Source organism: Cryobacterium sp. M91 (assembly GCF_002929615.1).
Taxonomy (GTDB): Bacteria; Actinomycetota; Actinomycetes; order Actinomycetales; family Microbacteriaceae; genus Cryobacterium; species Cryobacterium levicorallinum.
The window spans coordinates 349-21,445 of the sequence record NZ_PJJT01000090.1 but is presented as its reverse complement, the minus strand read 5'-3'; the positions used below and the strand labels follow the sequence as shown (position 1 = coordinate 21,445).

13 protein-coding genes and 1 pseudogene are annotated in these 21,097 nt (G+C 65.5%); 7 read left to right on the top strand and 7 right to left on the bottom strand.

Annotation, left to right across the window (positions count from 1 at the left end):
* Nucleotides 1–2: 2 nt before the first annotated feature.
* Genes gatB through gatC form a run of 3 tightly spaced genes read right to left on the bottom strand, consistent with a single transcriptional unit; the run spans nt 3 to nt 3,354 of the window.
* On the bottom strand, nt 3–1,508 hold the full coding sequence (gatB, locus tag CXY80_RS15695) for an Asp-tRNA(Asn)/Glu-tRNA(Gln) amidotransferase subunit GatB (RefSeq protein WP_104133025.1): 1,506 nt from the start codon (nt 1,506–1,508) through the stop codon (nt 3–5).
* A complete protein-coding gene (gatA, locus tag CXY80_RS15690; protein ID WP_104133024.1) occupies nt 1,508–3,055 on the bottom strand; it encodes an Asp-tRNA(Asn)/Glu-tRNA(Gln) amidotransferase subunit GatA in 1,548 nt (515 codons plus the stop codon). The genes gatB and gatA overlap by 1 nt, the downstream gene beginning before the upstream one ends.
* Nucleotides 3,056–3,057: 2 nt before the next feature.
* Nucleotides 3,058–3,354, bottom strand: coding sequence for an Asp-tRNA(Asn)/Glu-tRNA(Gln) amidotransferase subunit GatC (gene gatC / locus CXY80_RS15685; protein WP_092451940.1), 297 nt, complete (start codon nt 3,352–3,354; stop codon nt 3,058–3,060).
* Between the two features lie 258 nt (nt 3,355–3,612).
* Between gatC and CXY80_RS20840 the strand changes: the two are divergent.
* The 4 genes and pseudogenes from CXY80_RS20840 to CXY80_RS15670 form a co-directional block, all read left to right on the top strand.
* Nucleotides 3,613–3,867: pseudogene (locus CXY80_RS20840) on the top strand (alcohol dehydrogenase catalytic domain-containing protein); the annotation flags it as partial.
* A gap of 6 nt (nt 3,868–3,873) precedes the next feature.
* Nucleotides 3,874–4,599 carry a zinc-binding dehydrogenase gene (locus CXY80_RS15680; protein ID WP_233195424.1) on the top strand — a complete coding sequence of 242 codons (726 nt, stop codon included), beginning with the start codon at nt 3,874–3,876 and terminating at the stop codon, nt 4,597–4,599.
* 39 nt (nt 4,600–4,638) lie between these two features.
* Nucleotides 4,639–5,460 (top strand): aldo/keto reductase, encoded by an 822-nt coding sequence (locus CXY80_RS15675; RefSeq protein WP_092451954.1) that lies wholly within the window; start codon nt 4,639–4,641, stop codon nt 5,458–5,460.
* 237 nt (nt 5,461–5,697) lie between these two features.
* Nucleotides 5,698–6,840, top strand: coding sequence for a glutathione-independent formaldehyde dehydrogenase (locus CXY80_RS15670; RefSeq protein WP_092451956.1), 1,143 nt, complete (start codon nt 5,698–5,700; stop codon nt 6,838–6,840).
* A 189-nt stretch (nt 6,841–7,029) separates the two neighbouring features.
* Here CXY80_RS15670 and ligA read toward each other — a convergent pair whose 3' ends face one another.
* From ligA to CXY80_RS15655, 3 genes are all read right to left on the bottom strand, one after another.
* Entirely contained in the window at nt 7,030–9,282 is a 2,253-nt protein-coding gene (gene ligA / locus CXY80_RS15665; RefSeq protein WP_104133023.1) for an NAD-dependent DNA ligase LigA, read from the bottom strand.
* Nucleotides 9,275–10,471 carry a tRNA 2-thiouridine(34) synthase MnmA gene (mnmA, locus tag CXY80_RS15660; RefSeq protein WP_104133022.1) on the bottom strand — a complete coding sequence of 399 codons (1,197 nt, stop codon included), beginning with the start codon at nt 10,469–10,471 and terminating at the stop codon, nt 9,275–9,277. Before mnmA ends, ligA begins: the two co-directional genes overlap by 8 nt.
* A 61-nt stretch (nt 10,472–10,532) precedes the next feature.
* Entirely contained in the window at nt 10,533–11,711 is a 1,179-nt protein-coding gene (locus CXY80_RS15655) for a cysteine desulfurase family protein (protein WP_104133021.1), read from the bottom strand.
* Nucleotides 11,712–11,781: 70 nt separating this feature from the next.
* Here CXY80_RS15655 and glgX point away from each other — a divergent pair, with 70 nt between their 5' ends.
* Entirely contained in the window at nt 11,782–13,860 is a 2,079-nt protein-coding gene (gene glgX, locus CXY80_RS15650) for a glycogen debranching protein GlgX (protein WP_104133020.1), read from the top strand.
* 91 nt (nt 13,861–13,951) lie between these two features.
* Here glgX and glgP read toward each other — a convergent pair whose 3' ends face one another.
* A complete protein-coding gene (gene glgP, locus CXY80_RS15645) occupies nt 13,952–16,519 on the bottom strand; it encodes an alpha-glucan family phosphorylase (RefSeq protein WP_104133019.1) in 2,568 nt (855 codons plus the stop codon).
* Between the two features lie 116 nt (nt 16,520–16,635).
* Between glgP and CXY80_RS15640 the strand changes: the two genes are divergently transcribed.
* Nucleotides 16,636–18,732, top strand: coding sequence for an alpha-1,4-glucan--maltose-1-phosphate maltosyltransferase (locus CXY80_RS15640; RefSeq protein ID WP_369828708.1), 2,097 nt, complete (start codon nt 16,636–16,638; stop codon nt 18,730–18,732).
* Entirely contained in the window at nt 18,729–21,068 is a 2,340-nt protein-coding gene (glgB, locus tag CXY80_RS15635; protein ID WP_104133017.1) for a 1,4-alpha-glucan branching protein GlgB, read from the top strand. Before CXY80_RS15640 ends, glgB begins: the two co-directional genes overlap by 4 nt.
* The last annotated feature ends 29 nt before the right edge of the window (nt 21,069–21,097 follow it).

Here is a 21,097-nt window from a genome sequence, read left to right as displayed (position 1 = left end):
TGCTACTCGATCGCCTGGGCGCGTTCGAGCACGAGCTCGCGCACGCGCGCGGCATCCGCTTGGCCACGCATGGCCTTCATGACCGCGCCAATGACCGCGCCGGCGGCCTGCACCTTGCCATCGCGAATCTTGGCGAGCACGTCGGGCTGACCGCTCAGCGCGGCGTCAATGGCCGCGATGAGCGCGCCGTCGTCGGACACTACGGCCAGGCCACGGTTCTCGACGACCTCGGCAGGGGTACCCTCGCCGGCGATGACGCCTTCGAGCACCTGGCGGGCCATGCGGTCGGTGAGGGTGCCAGCCTCGACCAGCTGGATCAGCGCGGCAAGCTGCTCCGGCGTGACGAGCGAGTCGGCCGCGACCCCGGCCACGTTGGCGAGCCGGGCGATCTCGCCGGTCCACCACTTGCGCGCAGCCTGAGCGGATGCCCCGGCGGCGACGGTCGCCTCGACCGCGTCGAGCAGGTCGGAATTCACGACGTCCTGGAACTCGAGGTTCACAAAACCCCACGCCGCCTGCAGACGCTTGCGGCGGGCCGCGGGCGGCTCCGGCAGAGTGAGGCGCAACTCTTCGACCCAGGCGCGCGACGGCGCCATCGGCAGCAGGTCGGGCTCCGGAAAGTAGCGGTAGTCGTCGGCGTCGCTCTTGGGCCGACCGGCGCTCGTGATGCCGGTGTCTTCGTGCCAATGCCGGGTCTCCTGCGTGATGGTGCCGCCACCAGACAGCACGGCCGCCTGACGCTGGATCTCGTAGCGCACGGCGCGTTCGACGCTTCTCAGGGAGTTGACGTTCTTGGTTTCGGTGCGGGTGCCGAGCACGTTCGACCCGCGCGGGCGCAGGGAGACGTTGGCGTCGCACCGCACGTTGCCCTCTTCCATCCGGGCGTTGGAGACGCCGAGCGCCTTGGCGATCTCGCGAATGGCCGCGACGTAGGTCTTGCCGATCTCGGGGGCGTCGTGTTCGGCACCCTCGATCATCTGGGTGACGATTTCGACCAGCGGCACGCCGCCGCGGTTGTAGTCGACCAGCGAATAGTCGGCACCCTGGATGCGTCCGGTCGCACCACCCATGTGGGTGAGCTTGCCGGCATCGTCTTCCATGTGGGCACGTTCGATCTCGACGGTGACCTGACGTCCGCTTTCGAGTTCGATCGTGATCGATCCGTCATGGCAGATTGGGTCGTCGTACTGGCTGGTCTGAAAGTTCTTCGCCGTGTCGGGGTAGAAGTAGTTCTTGCGGGCGAACCGCGAGTGTTCCGCGATTTCACAACCCAATGCCAGCCCCAAACGGATGCTGGATTCCAGCGCCTTCTTGTTCACCTGCGGCAGCCCGCCCGGCAGACCGAGGCAGGTGGGGCAGGTGTTCGTGTTGGCGCCGGAGCCGAACTCGTTGGCGCAGCCGCAGAACATTTTGGTTTTGGTGTTGAGTTCGACGTGCACCTCGAAGCCGAGCACCGGCTCGAACAATTCGAGCGCTTTGTCGAAGTCCATCAATTCTGGCTTGGCCATTAGACGGCTCCCTCTTCGCTGGCAAACATTTCGGTCGGGGTCAGTGCTGGGGCCTGGCTGAGCATGGTGTGCCCCCAGCTCGCTTCGAGAAGCTGCTCGATCGCGGCGCCGACGGTGTAGAGGCGGGCATCCGCTTTGGCGGGGGCCATGATCTGCAAGCCGACCGGCAGGCCGTCTTCCGGCGCGAGCCCGATCGGGATGCTCATTCCGGGCACGCCGGCGAGGTTCGCCGGGATGGTGGTGACGTCGTTGATGTACATGGCCATCGGGTCGGCTAGCTTTTCACCGAATTTGAACGCGGTCGTCGGGGAGCTGGGCGACATGAGCACGTCGACCTGGCTGAACGCGGCGGCGAAGTCACGCTGAATGAGCGTGCGCACCTTCTGCGCGCTGCCATAGTAGGCGTCGTAGTAGCCAGCGCTCAGGGCGTAGGTGCCGAGGATGATGCGGCGCTTGACCTCTGCCCCGAAACCGGCCTCGCGGGTGGCGCTCATCACGTGCTCGCTGGTGAGCGAGCCGCTGGCCGGGTTGACGCGGATGCCGAACCGCACCGAGTCGAAGCGGGCCAGGTTGCTCGACGCTTCGGCCGGCAGGATCAGGTAGTAGGCCGCGACGGCGTACTCGAAGTTCGGGGCGGAAATCTCGGTGATCTCGGCGCCGGCGGCGACGAGCAGCGCGAGGGTTTCGTTGAAGCGCTGGGTGACGCCGGCTTGGAAGCCGTCGCCGGAGAGTTCCTTGATAACTCCGATGCGCACGCCCTTGAGGGCGCCGTCCTTGAGACCTGCCTGGGCGGCTGCGGCCATCGACGGCCAGCTGTCGGTCAGCGAGGTGGAGTCGAGCGGGTCGTGGCCACCGATGACGTCGTGCAGCAGGGCGGCGTCGTAGACCGTGCGAGAGACGGGGCCGACCTGGTCGAGGCTCGAGGCGAGCGCGATGGCGCCGTAGCGGGAGACTCCGCCATAGGTGGGCTTGACGCCGACCGAGCCGGTGACGGCGGCTGGCTGGCGGATGGATCCGCCGGTGTCGCTGCCGAGGGCGAGCGGTGCCTGGAACGAGGCGACAGCCGCGGCCGAGCCACCGCCGGAGCCACCGGGGATACGATCGCGGTCCCACGGGTTGCGGGTAATTCCGTAGGCGGAGTGTTCGGTGGAGGAGCCCATGGCGAACTCGTCCATGTTGGTCTTGCCGAGCGGCACGAGGCCGGCCGCACGCAGTCGGGCAACGACGGTCGCGTCGTAGGGCGGAACCCAGCCCTCGAGAATTCTTGACCCCGCGGTGGTGGGCATGTCCTGGGTGGCGAGCACGTCCTTGATCGCGATCGGCACGCCGGCGAGCGGGTTCAGCGCCTCACCGGCTGCGCGGCGGGCGTCGATCTCGGCGGCGGTCGCCAGGGCGGCGTCAGCGGCGACGTGCAGAAAAGCGTGCAGGTCGGTGTCGACGGCCGTGATGTGGTCGAGGTGGGCGCGGGTCGCCTCAACCGCGCTGACCTCCTTGCGCACCAGGAGGTCGCTGAGCGCGGCGGCGGAGAGCTTGGTGAGATAGGTCATGGTTACTCCTCGTCCAGAATGGCGGGCACGCGAAATTTGTCGCCAGCGCGGTCGGGGGCGCCGGACAGGGCCTGCTCGACCGTCAGCGACGGCACGACGACGTCCTCACGGTAGACGTTGGTCAGCGGCATCGGGTGGCTCGTGGCCGGGGTGTCAGCGGTGGCCACCTCGGAGACCTTGGCAATCGAGTCGACGATCTGGCCGAGGTCACGGGTGAGACTGGTGATCTCGAGGGGGCTGAGGTCGATCCGGGCAAGGTATGCCAAATGGGCAACCTGCTCGGCCGTGATTTCAGACATGGTGCTCCGATACGCATTGGGGTGGATAATTCAATCCTATTCGCCAGCCGCCGCGCGCCCGATTCGCCGACCGCGTTAGGTGGGCACCCGCGCCCCTGGTGAAGTCCGTATCCGCTGCCCAGGACCGGCGCCGACACCGGCACCGGTAGGCGATTCGCGTTGATCGTACAAAACCAGGCATCGCCGACGAGGAGAAAAAAGTCTCCACTGAGCCGAAATTTCGGCAGGAAGTAACCGTGAAGTAGCACACTGGCAGATATGAGAGCAATTGTTGTCGAGCAGAAGCCGGGCGGATCCGTGTTGTCGATGCGGGATCTCTCAAGCCCTGCACCGGGCCCGCATCAGGTGAAGATCCGTGTGCGGAATGCTTCGGTGAACCGTGCCGACCTGGGCCAGCGCGCGGGAACCCACCAGCCGGTCAACCCGGGCAGCGGTCCGGTCGTCGTGGGGCTCGATGCCGCGGGCGACGTTGTCACGGTGGGAAGCGAGGTGAGGGGCGTTCACGTCGGGGACCGCGTCATGGCCATCGTCAGTGGAGGTTTGAGCGAGGAAGTCGTTGTCGACGCTGCGCTGGTCATACCGATTCCGCCGGCGTGGACCTACGCGGAGGGTGCTGCTGCCATCCTCGGGTTGATGACCGAGCACAACGCGCTCCGCACTGCGGGTGAGCTTGAGCCGGGCGAAACGGTGCTCGTTCATGCGGCGGCCTCAACGGTGGGGCTTCAGTGCGTACAGCTGGCAAAATATCTCGGCGCTGGACTGATCATTGCCACCGTTCGCACGGACCGGGCAACAGATCTGCTCCGTTTTTCGGGTGCCGATCACGTGGTCGAGGTTGGCGAGGCTGGTTTTGCAAATCGGGTTTTGGAACTCACGGATGGCCGCGGGGTCGACGTCATCGTCGACCATGTCGGCGGCCCCTATCTGGCGGATAATATTCGCTGCGCCGCGCTCCGGGGACGCGTAGTCGGTGTGGGGCGCCTCGGTGGTGCCCACGGTGATCTTGATCTGGAAGCACTGGCCTTCAAACGAATAAGCATCATCGGGGTCACTTTTCGTACCCGTGACGCTGCGGAGAAAGCCGCTATCGTCACCGCGCTGCTGTCCGACGTCGATCCGGCTTTCGCAGCACTGCGCCCATCGATTGATCGGATCCTGCCCTGGACCGAAGTTCAACAAGCGCAGGATCTCATGGCCGCGAACTCGCACCTGGGCAAGATTGTTTTGAGTCTTGAAAATACGTAAGCCAGAACGTCTGGAAATGCACACTAGGTAAGGAACCACATGCGCGAAACCGACTTCTTCAACGGCGTCCAGGTGCCCGTCATCGGCCAGGGAACCTGGCATCTCGGTGAGGACGCTGCGAAGCGAAAGGCCGAGGTGTCGGCCCTCTGCGCGGGGATCGATGCCGGCCTGATCGTGATCGACACGGCCGAAATGTATGGCGATGGCGCCTCGGAAGAACTGGTCGGCGAGGCCATCCGAGGCCGACGCGATGACGTCGTGCTGGTGAGCAAGGTCTATCCACACAACGCGAGCCAGAGCGGCGTGGTGGCGGCGTGCGAGCGCAGCCTGCGCCGGCTCGGAACCGATCGGCTCGATGTCTACCTCCTGCATTGGTCTGGCGGTGTTCCATTGTCCGAGACCGTTGACGGGTTCGAACACCTCCGTGCAGCGGGCAAGATCCGGAGCTGGGGGTTATCGAATTTCGACCAAGATGACCTGGAGCGAGCACCAGACGGATGCGCCACCAATCAGGTGCTCTACAACCTCGGCAGTCGGGGCATCGAGTTTGATCTCCTGCCCTGGCAACAACGCGCAGGCATGCCGCTCATGGCGTACTCGCCACTCGGTCAGGGACCGACCCTGCTCGAGCATCCGCTACTGGCCGAAATCGGAGAGCGCCACGGAGTGACTGGTGCCCAGATCGCGCTGGCCTGGGTCATCAGGCAACCGGGCGTCATCGCGATCCCCAAAGCATCCTCGCTCGAGCACGTGCAGCAGAATGTCGGCGCGGGCGCGGTGGTTCTCGACGCCGAGGATTGCCTGTCGCTGGATAGCGCATTCCCGGCGCCCCGCAGCAAACAACCGCTCGATATTCTCTGACGCCGCCCACTTATTTCTGAAGCGCGCTCCGGCCAGGCGGAGGGCGCTGAATATGGTTACCGCGCTGCCAGCCACCCCTCCGGGAGCACAGTGGCAGGTCCCGTCGGATTGTGATAAAACTGATACATGCTCATGTTCTGCACAGTCTAGGGCTGTCGGACATTCATCCATTCAATACCTCCGAAAGTGAAGGCGGACCCTCCGTCCTACACGGTCACAAATTCAGGGAGTGAAAAAATGAAAGCAGTCGTTTACAAAGGACCCAATGAGGTCGCCGTGGAAGAAGTTCCAGATGCCAAGATCGAACGCCCCACTGACGTTCTCGTGCGCATCACAGCGACAAATATTTGCGGTTCAGACCTGCACATGTATGAGGGACGTACCGATTTCGCGGTCGGACGCACGTTTGGCCACGAAAACATGGGCGAGGTCATCGAGGTCGGTAACGGCGTCGATGCGGTCAAGGTCGGCGAGCTCGTCGTACTGCCGTTCAATATTTCTTGCGGGTTTTGCAAGAACTGCGAACGCGGTTTCACGAACTACTGCATGACCACTCAACCAGACCCCGTCGGCGCCGGCGCCGCCTACGGCTTTGCTGGCATGGGTCCGTACCCCGGCGGGCAGGCCCAAATGCTGCGTGTGCCCTACGGCGACAACAACTGCCTGCGCCTGGGTGAAGATGCCGTAGAAAAGCAAAACGATTACGTGATGCTCTCGGACATCTTCCCTACCGGCTACCACGCTACCGAGATGGCCGGCGTCATGCCCGGTGACACGGTCGTGATCTACGGCGCTGGCCCGGTCGGACTCATGGCTGCCCTGTCTGCCACGATCAAGGGCGCCAGTAAAGTCTGGGTTGTGGACCGACGCCCCGACCGGCTGGCCCTGGCCGAGCAGATCGGCGCGATCGCCGTTGATGACTCGAAGACGGACCCGGTGCAATTCGTACTGGACCAGACCAAGGGTATCGGCGCTGACCGTGGATGTGAATGCGTCGGCTATCAGGCTCACGACCCCCAGGGCACCGAGGATCCTGCCATGACTCTGAACCGGCTGATTCAGTCCGTGCGCATCACCGGGGGCATCGGCGTAGTCGGTGTCTTCCTGCCGGCGGATCCCGGCGGCTTCGACGAGAACGCCAAACAGGGCAAACTTGCTATTGACTACGGCTTGCAGTGGCTCAAAGGCCAGAGTATGGGCAGCGGCCAATGCCCGGTGAAGAAATATAATCGACAACTGCGCGACCTGATTGCCGTCGGCAAAGCCAAGCCGTCGTGGATCGTTTCGCACGAGGTCCCGCTCAGTAAAGCCGTGGATGCCTACAAGAACTTCGGTGACCGCAACGACGGGTGGACCAAAGTCATCCTCAAGCCCGAATAGGGCACCGTTGAACGAACTCGCCGCAGCGTGTTCTACCCTCGGACTTGACGAATGCGGGCGTGAACTCGAGTTCGGATAGTAATCCACACCGAAAGCGCAACCAGCACACGCTCTAATTTGGGCGCGGCGTTCGGCGGGGTGGCATTTGCGAGTGCCGCCCCGCGTTCAGCGCGGCGCCGGTGCAGCAGCCTACGTGGATGCCGGCACGGTCGCCAACCCGGCCGGCCCCTCCGTGAGCAGAGTTCGAAATTCGTCGGCGTCGAGGATTCGGATGCCGAGGGTTTCGGCCTTGCCGAGTTTCGATCCCGCGCCCGGCCCGGCTGCCACGAAGTCGGTGTTCTTGGACACGCTCGATGCGCTTTTACCGCCGGCGGCGATGATAGCTTCCTGCGCGCCCTCCCGGGTGAAGCCCTCGAGGGATCCGGTGGCCACGACGGTCAGCCCCGCGAGCACTCCCCCGGCGGCCTCGGCCGCGCCCGGACCGGGATGGCCCGGGGTGGCGAACTGCACGCCGGCCGCAGCCCACTGGGTGACGATATCGACGTGCCAGTCCACCACGAACCAGGCGAGCACTGCGTCGGCGATGATGCCGCCAACCCCGTCGACCCCGGCGAGTTCTTCGCGGGTCGCCGCACGAACGGCGTCGAGTGAGCCGAAGTGGTTGGCCAATGCCCGGGCGGCGACCGGGCCGACATGACGGATGTTCAGGCTCACCAGAATGCGCCACAGCGGCTTCGTCTTGGCCTTCTCGATCTCGGCCAGGAGCTTGAGCGCGCTGGAGGACGGCTGCAGGCCGGTCAGACCCTGCTTCTTCTCGGCCGGACTCGGATTGCGACAAAACGGCATACGAATTTTCGCAACCCCGTCGTCTTCCTTCGGCAAGCCCGTTTCGGCGTCGCGCACGATCACCTGGATTGGCAACAGGTCGGCCAGTCTCAGGGCGAACAAGCCGGCCTCGGTCGACAGCGGCGGGTCGACCGGCACGGTCGGCTGAGTGAGCGCAGAAGCCGCGACCTCGCCGAGCACCTCGATGTCGAGCCCCCCACGGCTGCCAATGTGTTCGACCCGGCCGCGTACCTGCGCGGGGCAGCTGCGCGCGTTCGGGCAGCGTAGGTCGATGTCGCCCTCTTTGGCCGGGGCCAGCGGGGTGCCGCATTCCGGGCAGTTCTGGGGCATGACGAATTCGCGTTCGGTGCCGTCGCGCAGTTCGACGACCGGGCCCAGCACCTCGGGAATGACGTCGCCGGCCTTGCGCAGCACAATCGTGTCGCCGATCAGGACCCCCTTGGCCTTGACGACGTCCTGGTTATGCAGTGTCGCCTGGCGTACCTCGCTGCCGGCCACGAGTACTTTCTGCATGACCGCGAAGGGGGTGGCGCGGCCGGTGCGGCCGACACTCACGACGATATCGAGCAGTTTCGTGTTGACCTGCTCGGGTGGGTACTTGTAGGCGATTGCCCAGCGCGGCGCCCGATTGGTCGCGCCAAGCTCGGCGTGCAGGGCGAGCTCATCGATCTTGATCACGATGCCATCGAGCTCGTGTACGACGCTGCCGCGGTGGGCTCCGTAATACTCGATGAACTCAGCCGCCTCGGCGACCGAGGGGACCACACGAAAGTAGCTGCTGGTCGGCAGCCCCCAACCTTGGAGCAGGCCGTAGACCTCGGACTGGGTGTGCACGGGCGGGTTCTCCCAGGCACCGATGCCGTGAACAAGCATGCGCAGCCGGCCCAGGCGCGCCTTCATGAGGCGCAGCGGGTCCACGTTTTTGCCGGAGGCTTTCTGCCGCAACGACCCGGCCGCAGCGTTGCGGGCGTTGGCGAACGTCCGCTCGCCGGCCGCGGACTGCGCCGAGTTCAGTTCGTCGAACGCGACCGTCGGAAAGAACACCTCTCCGCGCACCTCCATGAGTGACGGATGCCCGGTACCAGCCAGGCGACTAGGGATGCCGGGTACGAGGTCGATATTCTCGGTCACGTCTTCGCCGACGACCCCGTCGCCACGGGTCGCGGCAGAGACGAGCACTCCATTGGCGTACCTCAGGTTGATGGCGAGGCCGTCGATCTTGAGCTCGCACAGGTAGTGCACCGCGCGGCCGGAGTTCTCCGCGGCTTTGCGAGCCCAGGCCTCGAATTCTTCGAGAGAGAAAACGTTGTCGAGGCTGAGCATGCGTTCGGCGTGTGTCACCGGGTCGAACAGGGTGACTTCAGCTCGACCGCCGACCGTTTGGGTGGGGCTGTCCTGGCTCGCCAGCTCGGGATGCAATCGCTCGAGTTCGCCGAGGTGTTGAACCAGCCGGTCGTACTCGGCGTCGGAGATGATGACGGTGTCGCGCTCGTAATAGGCGTCACGGGCGGCGAGCACGCGGGTGGTGATGTCGACAGCCTCAGCGGCTGCCGCGCTCAGCGCGGCGGGTGTGGTGGCAGCGACGGACTCAGGCATTGACCGGGACGGGGCTGGCCGAAGCGGTGGAAACAGTAGCGGTGGGAACAGAAGCGGTGGAATCAGTAGCGGTGACAGCAACCGGAACGGCGCTGACGGTGCGGTCGATGGTGCATTGGCCGACTACCCGGGTTCCGACGTACACCACGGCGGTCTGCCCGGGGGCGACGCCAGCCAGCGGCTCGTTCGGAATGATGCGCAACTCGACCGAGCCGGGGACTCCGGTCACTGCGGTGGTCGAGACGACCTGGGCTACCGCAGGTACCGGATCGGCGTGGGCGCGGATCTGCACGTGACAGGGGAACGCGACATCTGGATGTTCGGGGGCAAGCCCCGCCCAGGTGTACTTGTTGCCGGCGATCTCCTTGATGGCGAGCGCCTCCTTGGGACCGACGACGACCGTGTTGGTGATCGGGCGCACCTCGAGCACGAAGCGCGGCTTGCCGTCGGCGGCCGGGGTGCCGATCGACAGCCCTTTACGCTGGCCCACGGTGAAGGCAACGGCGCCGTCGTGCTGGCCGAGCGTGTTGCCCTCCCGGTCGAGAATGTCGCCGGTGACCGGGGCGACGCGTTCGCCGAGCCAGCCCTTGGTGTCACCGTCAGGAATGAAGCAGATGTCGTAGGAGTCGGGCTTGTTCGCCACCGAAAAGCCGCGTTCGGCCGCTTCGGCGCGCACCTCGGCCTTGGTCGGCGTGGCGCCGAGCGGAAACATGGAGTGGTTGATCTGGTCGGCGGTGAGCACACCGAGCACGTAGGACTGGTCTTTCGCCCAGGCGGCCGCGCGGTGTAGTTGCTTGTTGCCATCGGCATCCGTCAGGATACTCGCATAGTGGCCGGTGCAGACGGCGTCGAAGCCGAGGGCCATGGCCTTTTCGAGCAGGGCGGCGAACTTGATCTTCTCGTTGCAGCGCATGCACGGGTTCGGCGTGCGGCCGGCGGCGTACTCGGCGATGAAGTCGTCGACGACGTCGAGTTTGAACCGTTCCGAGAAGTCCCAGACATAGTAGGGAATGCCCATGATGTTGGCGGCACGCTGGGCATCCATCGAATCTTCCACGGTGCAGCAGCCACGGCTGCCGGTGCGCAGTGTGCCCGGCATCCGGCTCAGCGCCAGATGCACGCCAACCACCTCGTGTCCAGCTTCGACCGCACGCGCGGCTGCGACGGCGGAATCAACACCGCCACTCATTGCTGCTAAAACCTTCACCCAACGAGTGTACGCGCCAGTGCTGACCCCGCAAACGTAAGGGTCAGTGCCCGGGCACTCGATCGGCCATGCCCGCGGCGAGCGCCAGGGCGTGCGCCGCGGGCAGCGCCGCCAGCAGCGCGTCGACGTCGGCGTCGGTCGACGTGTGCCCGAGCGTGATGCGCAGCGCCCCACGGGATTCGACCTCGCTGCGTCCCATCGCTCGCAGCACGTGCGAGGGCTCAGGCACGCCGGCCTGGCAGGCCGATCCGGTCGACACCGACACGCCGGCAACGTCGAGGGCGAACAGTAACGAGTCGCCCTCGCAGCCCGGAAAACTGAAATGGGCGTTACCGGGCAGCCGGTGGGTCGGGTCGCCGTTGAGCTGCGCCCCCGGCGCGACCAGGGCCACACCAGCGATGACGCGGTCGCGCAGCGCCATCAGGCGAGCGTTTTCATCGCCGTGCGCGATGAGAGCCGATGCCGCCACCGCGAACGAGACCGCCGCCGCGACATCCTGGGTGCCGCTGCGCACCTTGCGCTGCTGGCCGCCACCATGGATGAGAGGTTCGACGGTCGTGGCACGACCGAGCACGAGCGCCCCGATGCCGACCGGGCCGCGGACCTTGTGCGCCGAGACGCTCAGCGCCGACACGCCCGCGGCCGCGAGGATGCGAAAATCGACAGGTATGTAGCCGTAGGCAGCGACCGCATCGACGTGCACCGGAATTCCGTGGGCTGAGGCGAGCGCCGCCACCTCCGCGACAGGTTCGATGGTGCCGACCTCGTTGTTGGCCATGATCACGCTGACCAGGGCGATATCGAGCGGGTCACGCGCAATGGCGGCCTCGAGCGCGCCGAGGTCGATGCGGCCCCGGTCGTCGAGCGGAATCCACTCGACGATGGCGTCTTCGTGCTGAGCCAGCCACTCGACCGTGTCGAGCGTGGCGTGGTGTTCTCCGCCGGGCACCAGAATGCGCCGGCGTGGTGCGCGCGCCCAGTACAAACCCTTGATGCCGAGGTTGATCGCCTCGGTGCCGCTGCCGGTGAAAACGACCTCGATCGGGTCACAGGCGAGGCTCGTGGCCACGATTTCACGCGACTCTTCGAGCATCCGTTTCGCATTTTGACCCTGGCTGTGCACGGACGCGGGGTTACCGACGACGCTCATCGCTTCGGCGTAGGCGGCAATAGCGGCGGGAAGCATGGGCGTGGTCGCCGCATGATCCAAATAGACAACCATGCCTGCCATTTTACAGTCGAGCGGATGCCGGTGGTCGTCACCCTCCCCCACACTGATTACTCTTGAATCCATGAGTTCCGCCGATCCCCTGCGCAACCTCGGTGTGCGACTAACCAGCGCCGGCGGCGAACTCCGCGTCTGGGCCGAACATGCCGACGCCATGGACCTGTGCCTGTTCGACGAGGTCGACCCGAACTGGATCATCAAAAGCGTACCGATGACGCAGGACGCGCATGGTGTGTGGTCCGGTAAATCGCGCACGCTGTCACCGGGGCGCCGGTACGGCATCCGTGTGTCAGGTCCGGCCAGCCCACAGAATTCTTTCCACCCCGAGAAGACTCTGATCGAACCGTATTCACGTGGTCTGGTTCGGGTCGGCGCCGGACTGTGGCAGTCCTCGGTGATCGACGACGATTTCGATTGGAACGGCGCCGAGAAACCGGGCACGGCCCTCGATCACACCGTGGTCTACGAGGCGCACGTTCGCGGCCTCAGCCGGATGAACCCGCTGGTTCCGGCCGCACTGCGGGGCACCTACGCCGGTCTCGCCCACGAATCCACTATCGCTTACCTGACGGACCTCGGCGTGACCGCGGTTGAACTCTTGCCGGTGCAGGCGTTCGTGTCCGAGCAGCGCCTGATCAAACAGGGCTTGATCAACTATTGGGGGTACAACACCCTCAATTTCTTTTCCCCGCACGCCGACTACGCCACTCAGGCTGCCCAGTCCGCCGGGCCGGCAGCGGTGCTGCGCGAGTTCAAGGGCATGGTCAAGCTGCTGCACGAGGCGGGGCTCGAGGTCATCCTTGACGTCGTCTACAACCACACCGCCGAGGAGGGTCGGAACGGCCCGGTCACGAGTCTGCGCGGCATCGACAATGCAGGCTATTACCGGCAGGACGAGTCCGGTGCCTACATCGACGTGACCGGCTGTGGCAATACTGTCAACTTCAGCCACGACGTGCCGAAACGGCTCGTACTCGATTCGCTGCGCTACTGGGCCAACGATGTGCAGATCGACGGGTTCCGCTTCGATCTGGCGACGACGCTCGGCCGCGACGGCGGCGTCGTCTACGACCCGGAGCATCCGCTGCTCACCCAGATTCGCGACGACCCGGATCTGGCTGGCGTGAAGCTCATCGCGGAGCCGTGGGATGTCGGCCAGGGCGGCTGGCAGACCGGCAATTTTCCACCCGGCTGGACCGAGTGGAACGACCGCTACCGCGACCGCATGCGCGACTTCTGGCTTTCGGATATAAAGAGCCTGCGCCAAAGCGGCTCAGCCGGCAGCGGGATCGGACGGTTCGCGACCCGGGTCGCCGGTTCCTCGAACACGTTCTCCGAGAAACGCGGCCCACTCGCCTCGCTCAATTTCATCACCGCACACGACGGGTTCACGCTCGCCGACCTGACCGCGTACAACAGCAAGCACAACCTCGGCAACGGCGAGTCGAACCGTGACGGAACCGACAACAACAGCTCCTACAACCACGGCGTCGAGGGCCCGACCCGCGACGTGGCGATTCTGGCCACAAGGCGCAAGGCCATGCGTAATCTGCTCGGCACGCTGCTGTTATCGGCCGGAATTCCGATGCTCACGGCCGGCGACGAATTCGGTCGCAGCCAGCGCGGCAACAATAACGCCTACTGCCAGGACAGCGAGCTGACCTGGCTCAACTGGGACTTCGACGATTGGCAGCAGGACCTGCACCGAGTCACCCGGCGGCTGCTGCAGCTGCGCCGGGAGAACCCGGCATTACGGCCGGTACACTTCGGCCGGTTCGGCGAGACCACCCCGAGTGCCAGCCAACTGGACTGGTACAACATCGCCGGTGACGCGCTGCAGGGTGACGCCTGGAATTCCCCCACCGAACGCACCCTGCAGTACATGGCGGCGTCCACACCGGAGCACGAAGCCTTCAACCGCATCCTGCTCGTGGTGAACGCGCGCGAGCAGGATGAGACCGTCACCCTGCCCAAACACGAGGGAGTGGATGCCTACACGCTGCTCTGGGATTCCAGTCACGACGACCTGCGCGATTCGGTCATCGAGCATGCGCCGTGCGCTCGCCTGTTCGTGCCGGGGGCCTCGATGCAGCTGATGCGGGCGCACGGAGCATTCGTTCCGCGCAGCACCGCGCGTCCCTGACCGACCAGCATGAGCCGGCCAGCATGAGCCGGCCAACGTGAACCGGCCAGCGTGAGCCGGCCAACGTGAACCGGTGGGCCGGCCGCAACCGCTAGTTCGCGACGGCGACCAGACCCATCTCGGCCGGGCTAATCAGCAGCGCGTTCTTGGGCACGACCCGAACGGTGTAGCCGAAGGCTCCGGCCCGGTCGAGTTCGACCGTTCCGGTGAACAGGGTCGCTCCGCCGGCCGGTGCTTTCTTCAGCGAAGCCGGAGCGAGCGCCTGAATCGCGACATCGCGCAGTTCGTCGGTACCGAGGCTCTTGCCGTAGACGACTTCGACGATCACATCGTCGGCGGACAGCCCGTTCAGCTGCACGTGCGCCCGCAGGTGAAGGTCGTCGCCCACTTCGGGCACCGAGGAGACCCCGCCGGATTCGACGTGGGTCACGGCAACCTGGGGCCAGGCGGAGACGATCTTGCCCTTCCAGGCAGCCAGTTCGCGGGCGGCCCGGTAGTTGTTGGCCGACATCAGCGCCTCAAAATGACCGGCCGGACGGTACAGTCGCTCCACGTACTCGCTCACCATCCGATCCGCCGACAGCTGCGGTGACAGCGTCGAAAGCGTGTGCCGAATGTTGGAGACCCAGCGTTCGGGCACGTCGTCGGCGTTACGCTCGTAGAACATCGGCGCGACCTGGTGCTCGATCAGCTCGTAGAGCGCTTCGGCCTCGAGCCGGTCACGTTCAGCGGAATCACCGGCGGAATCGGCCGAGGGAATCGCCCAGCCGTTCTTGCCGTCGTAATATTCCGGCCACCAACCGTCAAGGATCGACAGGTTGAGCGCGCCGTTCAGCGCAGCCTTCATGCCGCTCGTGCCGCAGGCTTCGAGCGGGCGGAGCGGATTGTTGAGCCAGACATCCGTTCCCGGATACATCAACTGGGCCATCGCAATGTTGTAGTCCGGCAGAAATGCGATGCGGCTGCGCAGCGCCGGATCGGCGGCGAACTGCACGATCTTCTGGATCAGCCGTTTGCCTTCCTCATCGGCGGGGTGCGATTTGCCGGCAATCACGATCTGAATCGGATGCTCCGGGTGCAGTAGCAGGGCACGCAAGCGCGCGGGGTCGTGCATCATCAGGGTCAGGCGCTTGTAGGTGGGCACGCGGCGGGCGAATCCGATGGTCAGCACGTTCGGGTCGAAGACCCGGCCGATCCAGGCCGGAGCGATGCCCCCCGGGTTCTGGTCGCGCCAGGCGTTCAGCAAGCGGCGGCGGGCATCCTCGACGAACTGTAGGCGCATCTGACCGCGCACCGACCAGAGATCCTGGTCCGAGACCTCACCGGAGGCCCAGTTGGCCGTTGACGTGTCACTGGTGCCGAGTTTATTCAGCGCGAGGCTCTTGAGCGCCGGGTCGGTCCAGCTCGGGGCGTGCACGCCGTTCGTGATCGACGTGATCGGGACATCCGCTGAATCAAAACCGGGCCAGAGGCCGTTGAACATGCGGCGGCTGACCTCCCCGTGCAGGGTCGACACGCCGTTGGCGTGCTGGCCCAAGCGCAGGCCCATAATGGCCATGTTGAACACGTCGGAGGAACCGCCGGCGTAGCTTTCGGCCCCGAGAGCGAGCAGGTCCTCCACGTCGACGCCGGGCAGCAGGTCGGTGCCGAAATAGCGGCGAACCAGGGAGCGTTCAAACCGATCGATGCCGGCGGCGACCGGGGTATGGGTGGTGAAGACGGTTCCGGCGCGGGCCACCTGCAGGGCTTCCTGAAAGCTCAAGCCCTCGCCGATCAGGCTCGAAATGCGCTCCAGACCGAGAAAGCCGGCGTGGCCCTCATTGGTGTGGAACACTTCGGGTTCGGGCAAACCGTGCAGCGAGCTCCACAGTTTGACGGCGCGTGCGCCGCCGATGCCGAGCAGCAGCTCCTGCAACAGGCGGTGTTCGCCGCCGCCGCCGTAGAGCCGGTCGGTGACCAGGCGCAGGTCGTCGGCGTTTTCGGGAATGTCGGCGTCGAGCAGCAGCAGGCGCACCCGACCGACCTTGGCCTGCCAGACCCGGGCATGCAGGGTTCGGTCATCCGGCAGGGCGAGCGAGACCTGCACTGCAGAGCCGTCGGCTCGGCGCAACACGGAGAGCGGCAGCCCGTCGGGGTCGAGCAGCGGGTAGCTTTCCATCTGCCAGCCGTCCGGCGAGATGGACTGGCTGAAGTAGCCGGCGCGGTAGAACAAGCCAACGCCGACGAGTGGCAGACCGAGGTCGGAGGCGCTCTTGAGGTGGTCGCCGGCCAGAATGCCCAGGCCGCCGGAGTATTGCGGCAGCGCGGCGGCGATACCGAATTCCGGTGAGAAATACGCTATCGCGGCGGGCTTCTCGCCTTCGAGGCTCTGATACCAGCGCGGCTGCTCCAGATAGTCGCGCAGGGCGTCTCGGGCGGAGTTGACCTCGGCCACATAATCGTGGTTCTGGGCGAGATCGTCGAGACGGTGCGGGTCGACGGCGCCGAGCAGGGCGACCGGGTCGGTGCCGATCTCGCGCCAGAGCTCGGGGGCGATGCGCTCGAACAGCTGGCGGGTGGGCTCGTGCCACGACCAGCGAAGATTGCCGGCAAGCTCCTCCAGCGCCGCGAGGGGCGCGGGGAGGACGGCACGGACGGTAAATTTGCGGATCGCCTTCACGAAGTCAACCTTAGGGGTGCCAGATGGCGAACACGTAACGCCGAATGTTCGCGTCCCGCGGGCGAGGGTGGCGCGAGGCGAGCATGATTGCCACGCTTTCACGCTACGGTCATTCTGTGGCCAAGACAGCAGCAAAAAAGACGACCCTGCCGACAGCATCGAGCAGCGCCACGGCCGGTGCGTCTCCACAAGAGGCTAGCGGTGCCTCCGGCGCAGCCATTGGCCGTATCCCCGTTCTCGATCTCTCGCCTCAGCTGACCGACAACCAATGGCCGGCCCGCGCCTTCGCCGGCGAGGTCGTCCCATTTGGCGCGACCGCTTTTCGTGAGGGCCACGACCTGATCGGCGTCGACCTGCAGCTCACGGCGCCCGACGGCAGCGAAACCCGGCATCCCATGCTGCTGCAGGGCGAGGGGACCGACCGCTACGGCGTGCAGGTGCTCCTCGGCGTCGCCGGCCACTGGAGGTATCGGGTGCGTGCTTATGCCGACGAGTTCGCCACCTGGGAACACAACGCGCAGATCAAGGTTCCGGCCGGCATCGACGTGGAACTCATGTTCAGCATCGGCGGCGCGCTGCTGCAGCAGGCCGCCATCGACCAGAATCGCCCGCTCGCGGCCCGCCGCCTGTTTCAGGCCGCAGCGACCGCCCTCGCCGACACCAGCAAGCCGGCCGCTGCACGACTACTCGCGGTCGCGGATGCCGCGCTGCGGCAAGCCATCGCCGCTCACCCCCTCGCCGGGCTGGCTTCGCTCTCGGCCGAACGCACCATCATCGTCGAACGTGCCAGGGCTGGGGTGGGCTCGTGGTACGAGTTCTTCCCGCGCTCGGAGGGCGCCGTTCGGCAAAAAGATGGCAGCTGGAAGAGCGGAACGTTCCCCACCGCCGCGAAACGCCTGCCCGCCGTCGCGGCGATGGGGTTCAACGTGCTGTATCTGCCGCCGATCCACCCGATCGGGCAGGCCTTCCGCAAGGGTCCAAACAACTCACTCACAGTCGCCCCCGGTGATCCTGGCTCGCCGTGGGCGATCGGCTCGGCCGACGGCGGCCACGATGCCATCCACCCCGACCTCGGCACCGTCGCCGATTTCAAGTCCTTTCTGAAAAAAGCGGCGGACCTCGGCATTGAGATCGCCCTCGACTTTGCCCTGCAGGCCTCCCCCGACCACCCCTGGGTGCAGCAGCACCCGGAGTGGTTCACGACCCTGCCCGACGGCTCCATCGCCTACGCCGAGAACCCGCCGAAAAAATACCAGGACATCTACCCGATCAATTTCGACAACGATCCGGCCGGCATCCGGCTCGAGGCGTTGCGCCTGCTCCGCTACTGGATCAGCCTCGACGTGCGCATCTTTCGGGTCGATAACCCCCACACCAAGCCGCTGGACTTCTGGGAGTGGCTGATCGCCGAAGTCAATCAGACCGAGCCCGACGTGGTGTTCCTGGCCGAGGCGTTCACCCGCCCGGCGCTCATGCAGGCGCTCGGCAAGGTCGGCTTCCAGCAGTCGTACACCTACTTCACCTGGCGCAACACGAAGACTGAGCTCGAGGAATTCTTCGACGGCCTCGCCAACGACACGGCCGATTTTCTGCGCCCCAACCTGTTTGTGAACACGCCGGATATTCTCACCGAGTATCTGCAGTTCGGCGGCCCGGCCGCGTTCAAGATTCGCGCGGCCCTCGCCGCTACGGCAGCGCCTAGCTGGGGCGTCTACGCGGGTTTCGACCTGTTCGAAAACGTCGCCCGGCCCGGCGCCGAAGAGAGCATCGACAACGAGAAGTACGAGTATCGGCCGCGCGACTGGAGCAAGGCCGAGGAACTCGGCAAGTCCCTCGCGCCCTACCTCACCCTGCTCAACCGCATTCGGGCCGAGCATCCGGCGCTGGCGCAACTGCGCAACCTCGACATCCACGCCAGTGACGACGACTCGATTCTGGTCTACAGCAAGTACCTCGACGCCGCGTTCACCGGCACCGGCCAAGCGGATGCTCTCATCATCGTCGCCAACGTCGACCCGCACTCCGTGCGCGAAACGATCGTGCACCTCGACGTCACCCGGTTCGGCATTGTCCGCGGTGACAACTTCGACGTGCACGATCTAGTCTCCGGAGCCACCTGGACCTGGGCGGCCGACAACTTCGTGCGACTCGACGCCTTCACAGAGCCGGTGCATATTCTGCACGTCACACCGCACACTTCGGCCCCAGCATGAGCGGTCACAAAGAAAAAGACAAGAAACACAAGAAACACCAGAAGCACGAGTCCACGGATACGAAGGGTCAGGCAAAGAAAATCGACGGCAAGAAGGCACAGTCCCCGAAATCCGGACCCAGCACAGTCCAGGAGAACTCGGCCCCGATCGAACCCGCGACCATACCCGAGCACGTGCTCGAGGCCGTCGCCGCCGGCCGGTACTACAACCCGCACGAAATCCTCGGCCAGCACCTCGCCCACCAGACCGGCGTGTCCGACCCGCGCGTCTCCATCCGGGCGCTGCGTCCACTCGCCACCGAGGTGTTCGCGATTCTCGCCAACGGGTCGCACGTTGAGCTGGCCCACCTCGCGCACGGCATCTGGCAGGGCGAAAGCACCGTCGGGCTCAGCGACTATACGATCGAAGCCCGTTATGAGTCGGCGCCACCGTGGATCTGCGACGACCCCTACCGCTTCATTCCGACCCTCGGCGAACTCGACCTGCACCTGATCGGCGAGGGCCGCCACGAACGCCTATGGGACGTGCTGGGAGCACACCACCGTCAGCACCAGGGCGTCACGGCCAGTTCGACCGGTACCTCGTTTGCCGTCTGGGCGCCGCACGCGCAGGCCGCGCGGGTCATCGGTGACTTCAACGGGTGGAGCGGCTCTACCCACGCCATGCGCAACATGGGCAGCACCGGCGTGTGGGAACTGTTCATTCCGGGCCTGGCGCTCGGCACCAACTACAAGTTCCAGCTGCTCACGCAGTCCGGCGCCTGGATCGATAAGGCCGACCCGATGGCCCGCCTCGCCGAAGTTCCACCGCAGACGGCGTCGGTCGTTACCGCGTCGAACTACGAATGGGCGGATACCGAATGGCTCGCCAACCGTAGCGCCACCGATCCGCACAACCAGGCCATGAGCATCTACGAGATGCACGTGGGCTCCTGGCGACCCGGGCTCGGTTACCGGGAACTCGCCGACGAGCTGGTCGGGTACCTGAACGAACTCAGCTTCACGCACGTGGAATTCATGCCCCTGGCTGAGCATCCGTTTGGCGGATCGTGGGGCTATCAGGTCAGCGGCTATTACGCGCCGACCAGCCGGTTCGGCTCGCCAGACGACCTGCGCTACCTGATCGATCGGCTGCACCAGGCCGGCATCGGCGTGATCATGGACTGGGTGCCCGGCCACTTTCCCAAAGACGACTTCGCCCTCGCCCGCTTCGACGGTCAGGCCCTGTATGAGCACCCGGACCCGCGCCGCGGTGAACAGCTGGACTGGGGAACGTACATCTTCGACTTCGGTCAGATGCAGGTGCGCAATTTCCTCGTCGCCAATGCCCTGTACTGGCTCGAGGAATTCCATATTGATGCCCTGCGCGTCGACGCGGTCGCCTCGATGCTCTACCTCGACTATTCGCGCGAAGACGGCCAGTGGGAGCCGAACCAGTATGGCGGCAACGAGAACCTCGAGGCGATCAGCCTGCTGCAGGAGATCACCGCGACCGCTTACAAACGCAACCCCGGCACCATCATGATCGCTGAGGAATCCACCAACTGGGGCGGGGTCACGGCGCCGACCAGCGGCGGCGGGCTCGGCTTCGGGTTCAAGTGGAACATGGGCTGGATGCACGACTCGCTCGAGTATATGCAGGTCGACCCGATGTACCGCTCGTACCACCACAACGACATCACGTTCTCGTTCATCTACGCGTTCAGCGAGAATTTTCTGCTGCCGATCAGCCATGACGAGGTCGTGCACGGCAAGGGCGCCCTGGTGTCGAAGATGCCCGGCGACTCCTGGCAGCAGCTTGCCAACGTGCGCGCCTACCTCTCATTCATGTGGGCGCACCCGGGCAAGCAGCTGTTGTTCATGGGCAGCGAGTTCGGACAACGTTCGGAGTGGAGCGAGGAGCGCGGCCTGGACTGGTGGATGCTCGACCAGCCGGCGCACCGCGGCCTGTTCAACCTGGTCGGTCAGCTCAACCGGGTCTACCGCGACAACGCGAGTCTGTGGAGCCGCGACAACGACCCGGGTGGTTTTGAGCTGCTCGACGGCGGTGCCGCGAGCCAAAACATCGTGTCGTTCCTGCGCTGGGACAACCACGGCGTTCCGGTCGCGTGCTTCTTCAACTTCGCCGGGCAGCCGCACACGGACTACCGGGTGGGGCTGCCATTCGCCGGAGCGTGGGAGGAGATTCTCAACACGGATGCCGGAGACTTCGGTGGTTCCGGGGTGGGTAACCAGGGCAGCGTCGAGGCCTACAACGAGCCCTGGGCCGGTCGCCCCGCCTCCGCAACCCTGACCCTGCCACCCCTGGCCGGTCTTTGGCTGCGCCTCCGCCGCTAACTCCCCGACCTTCCATTGCGGGGGGGGGG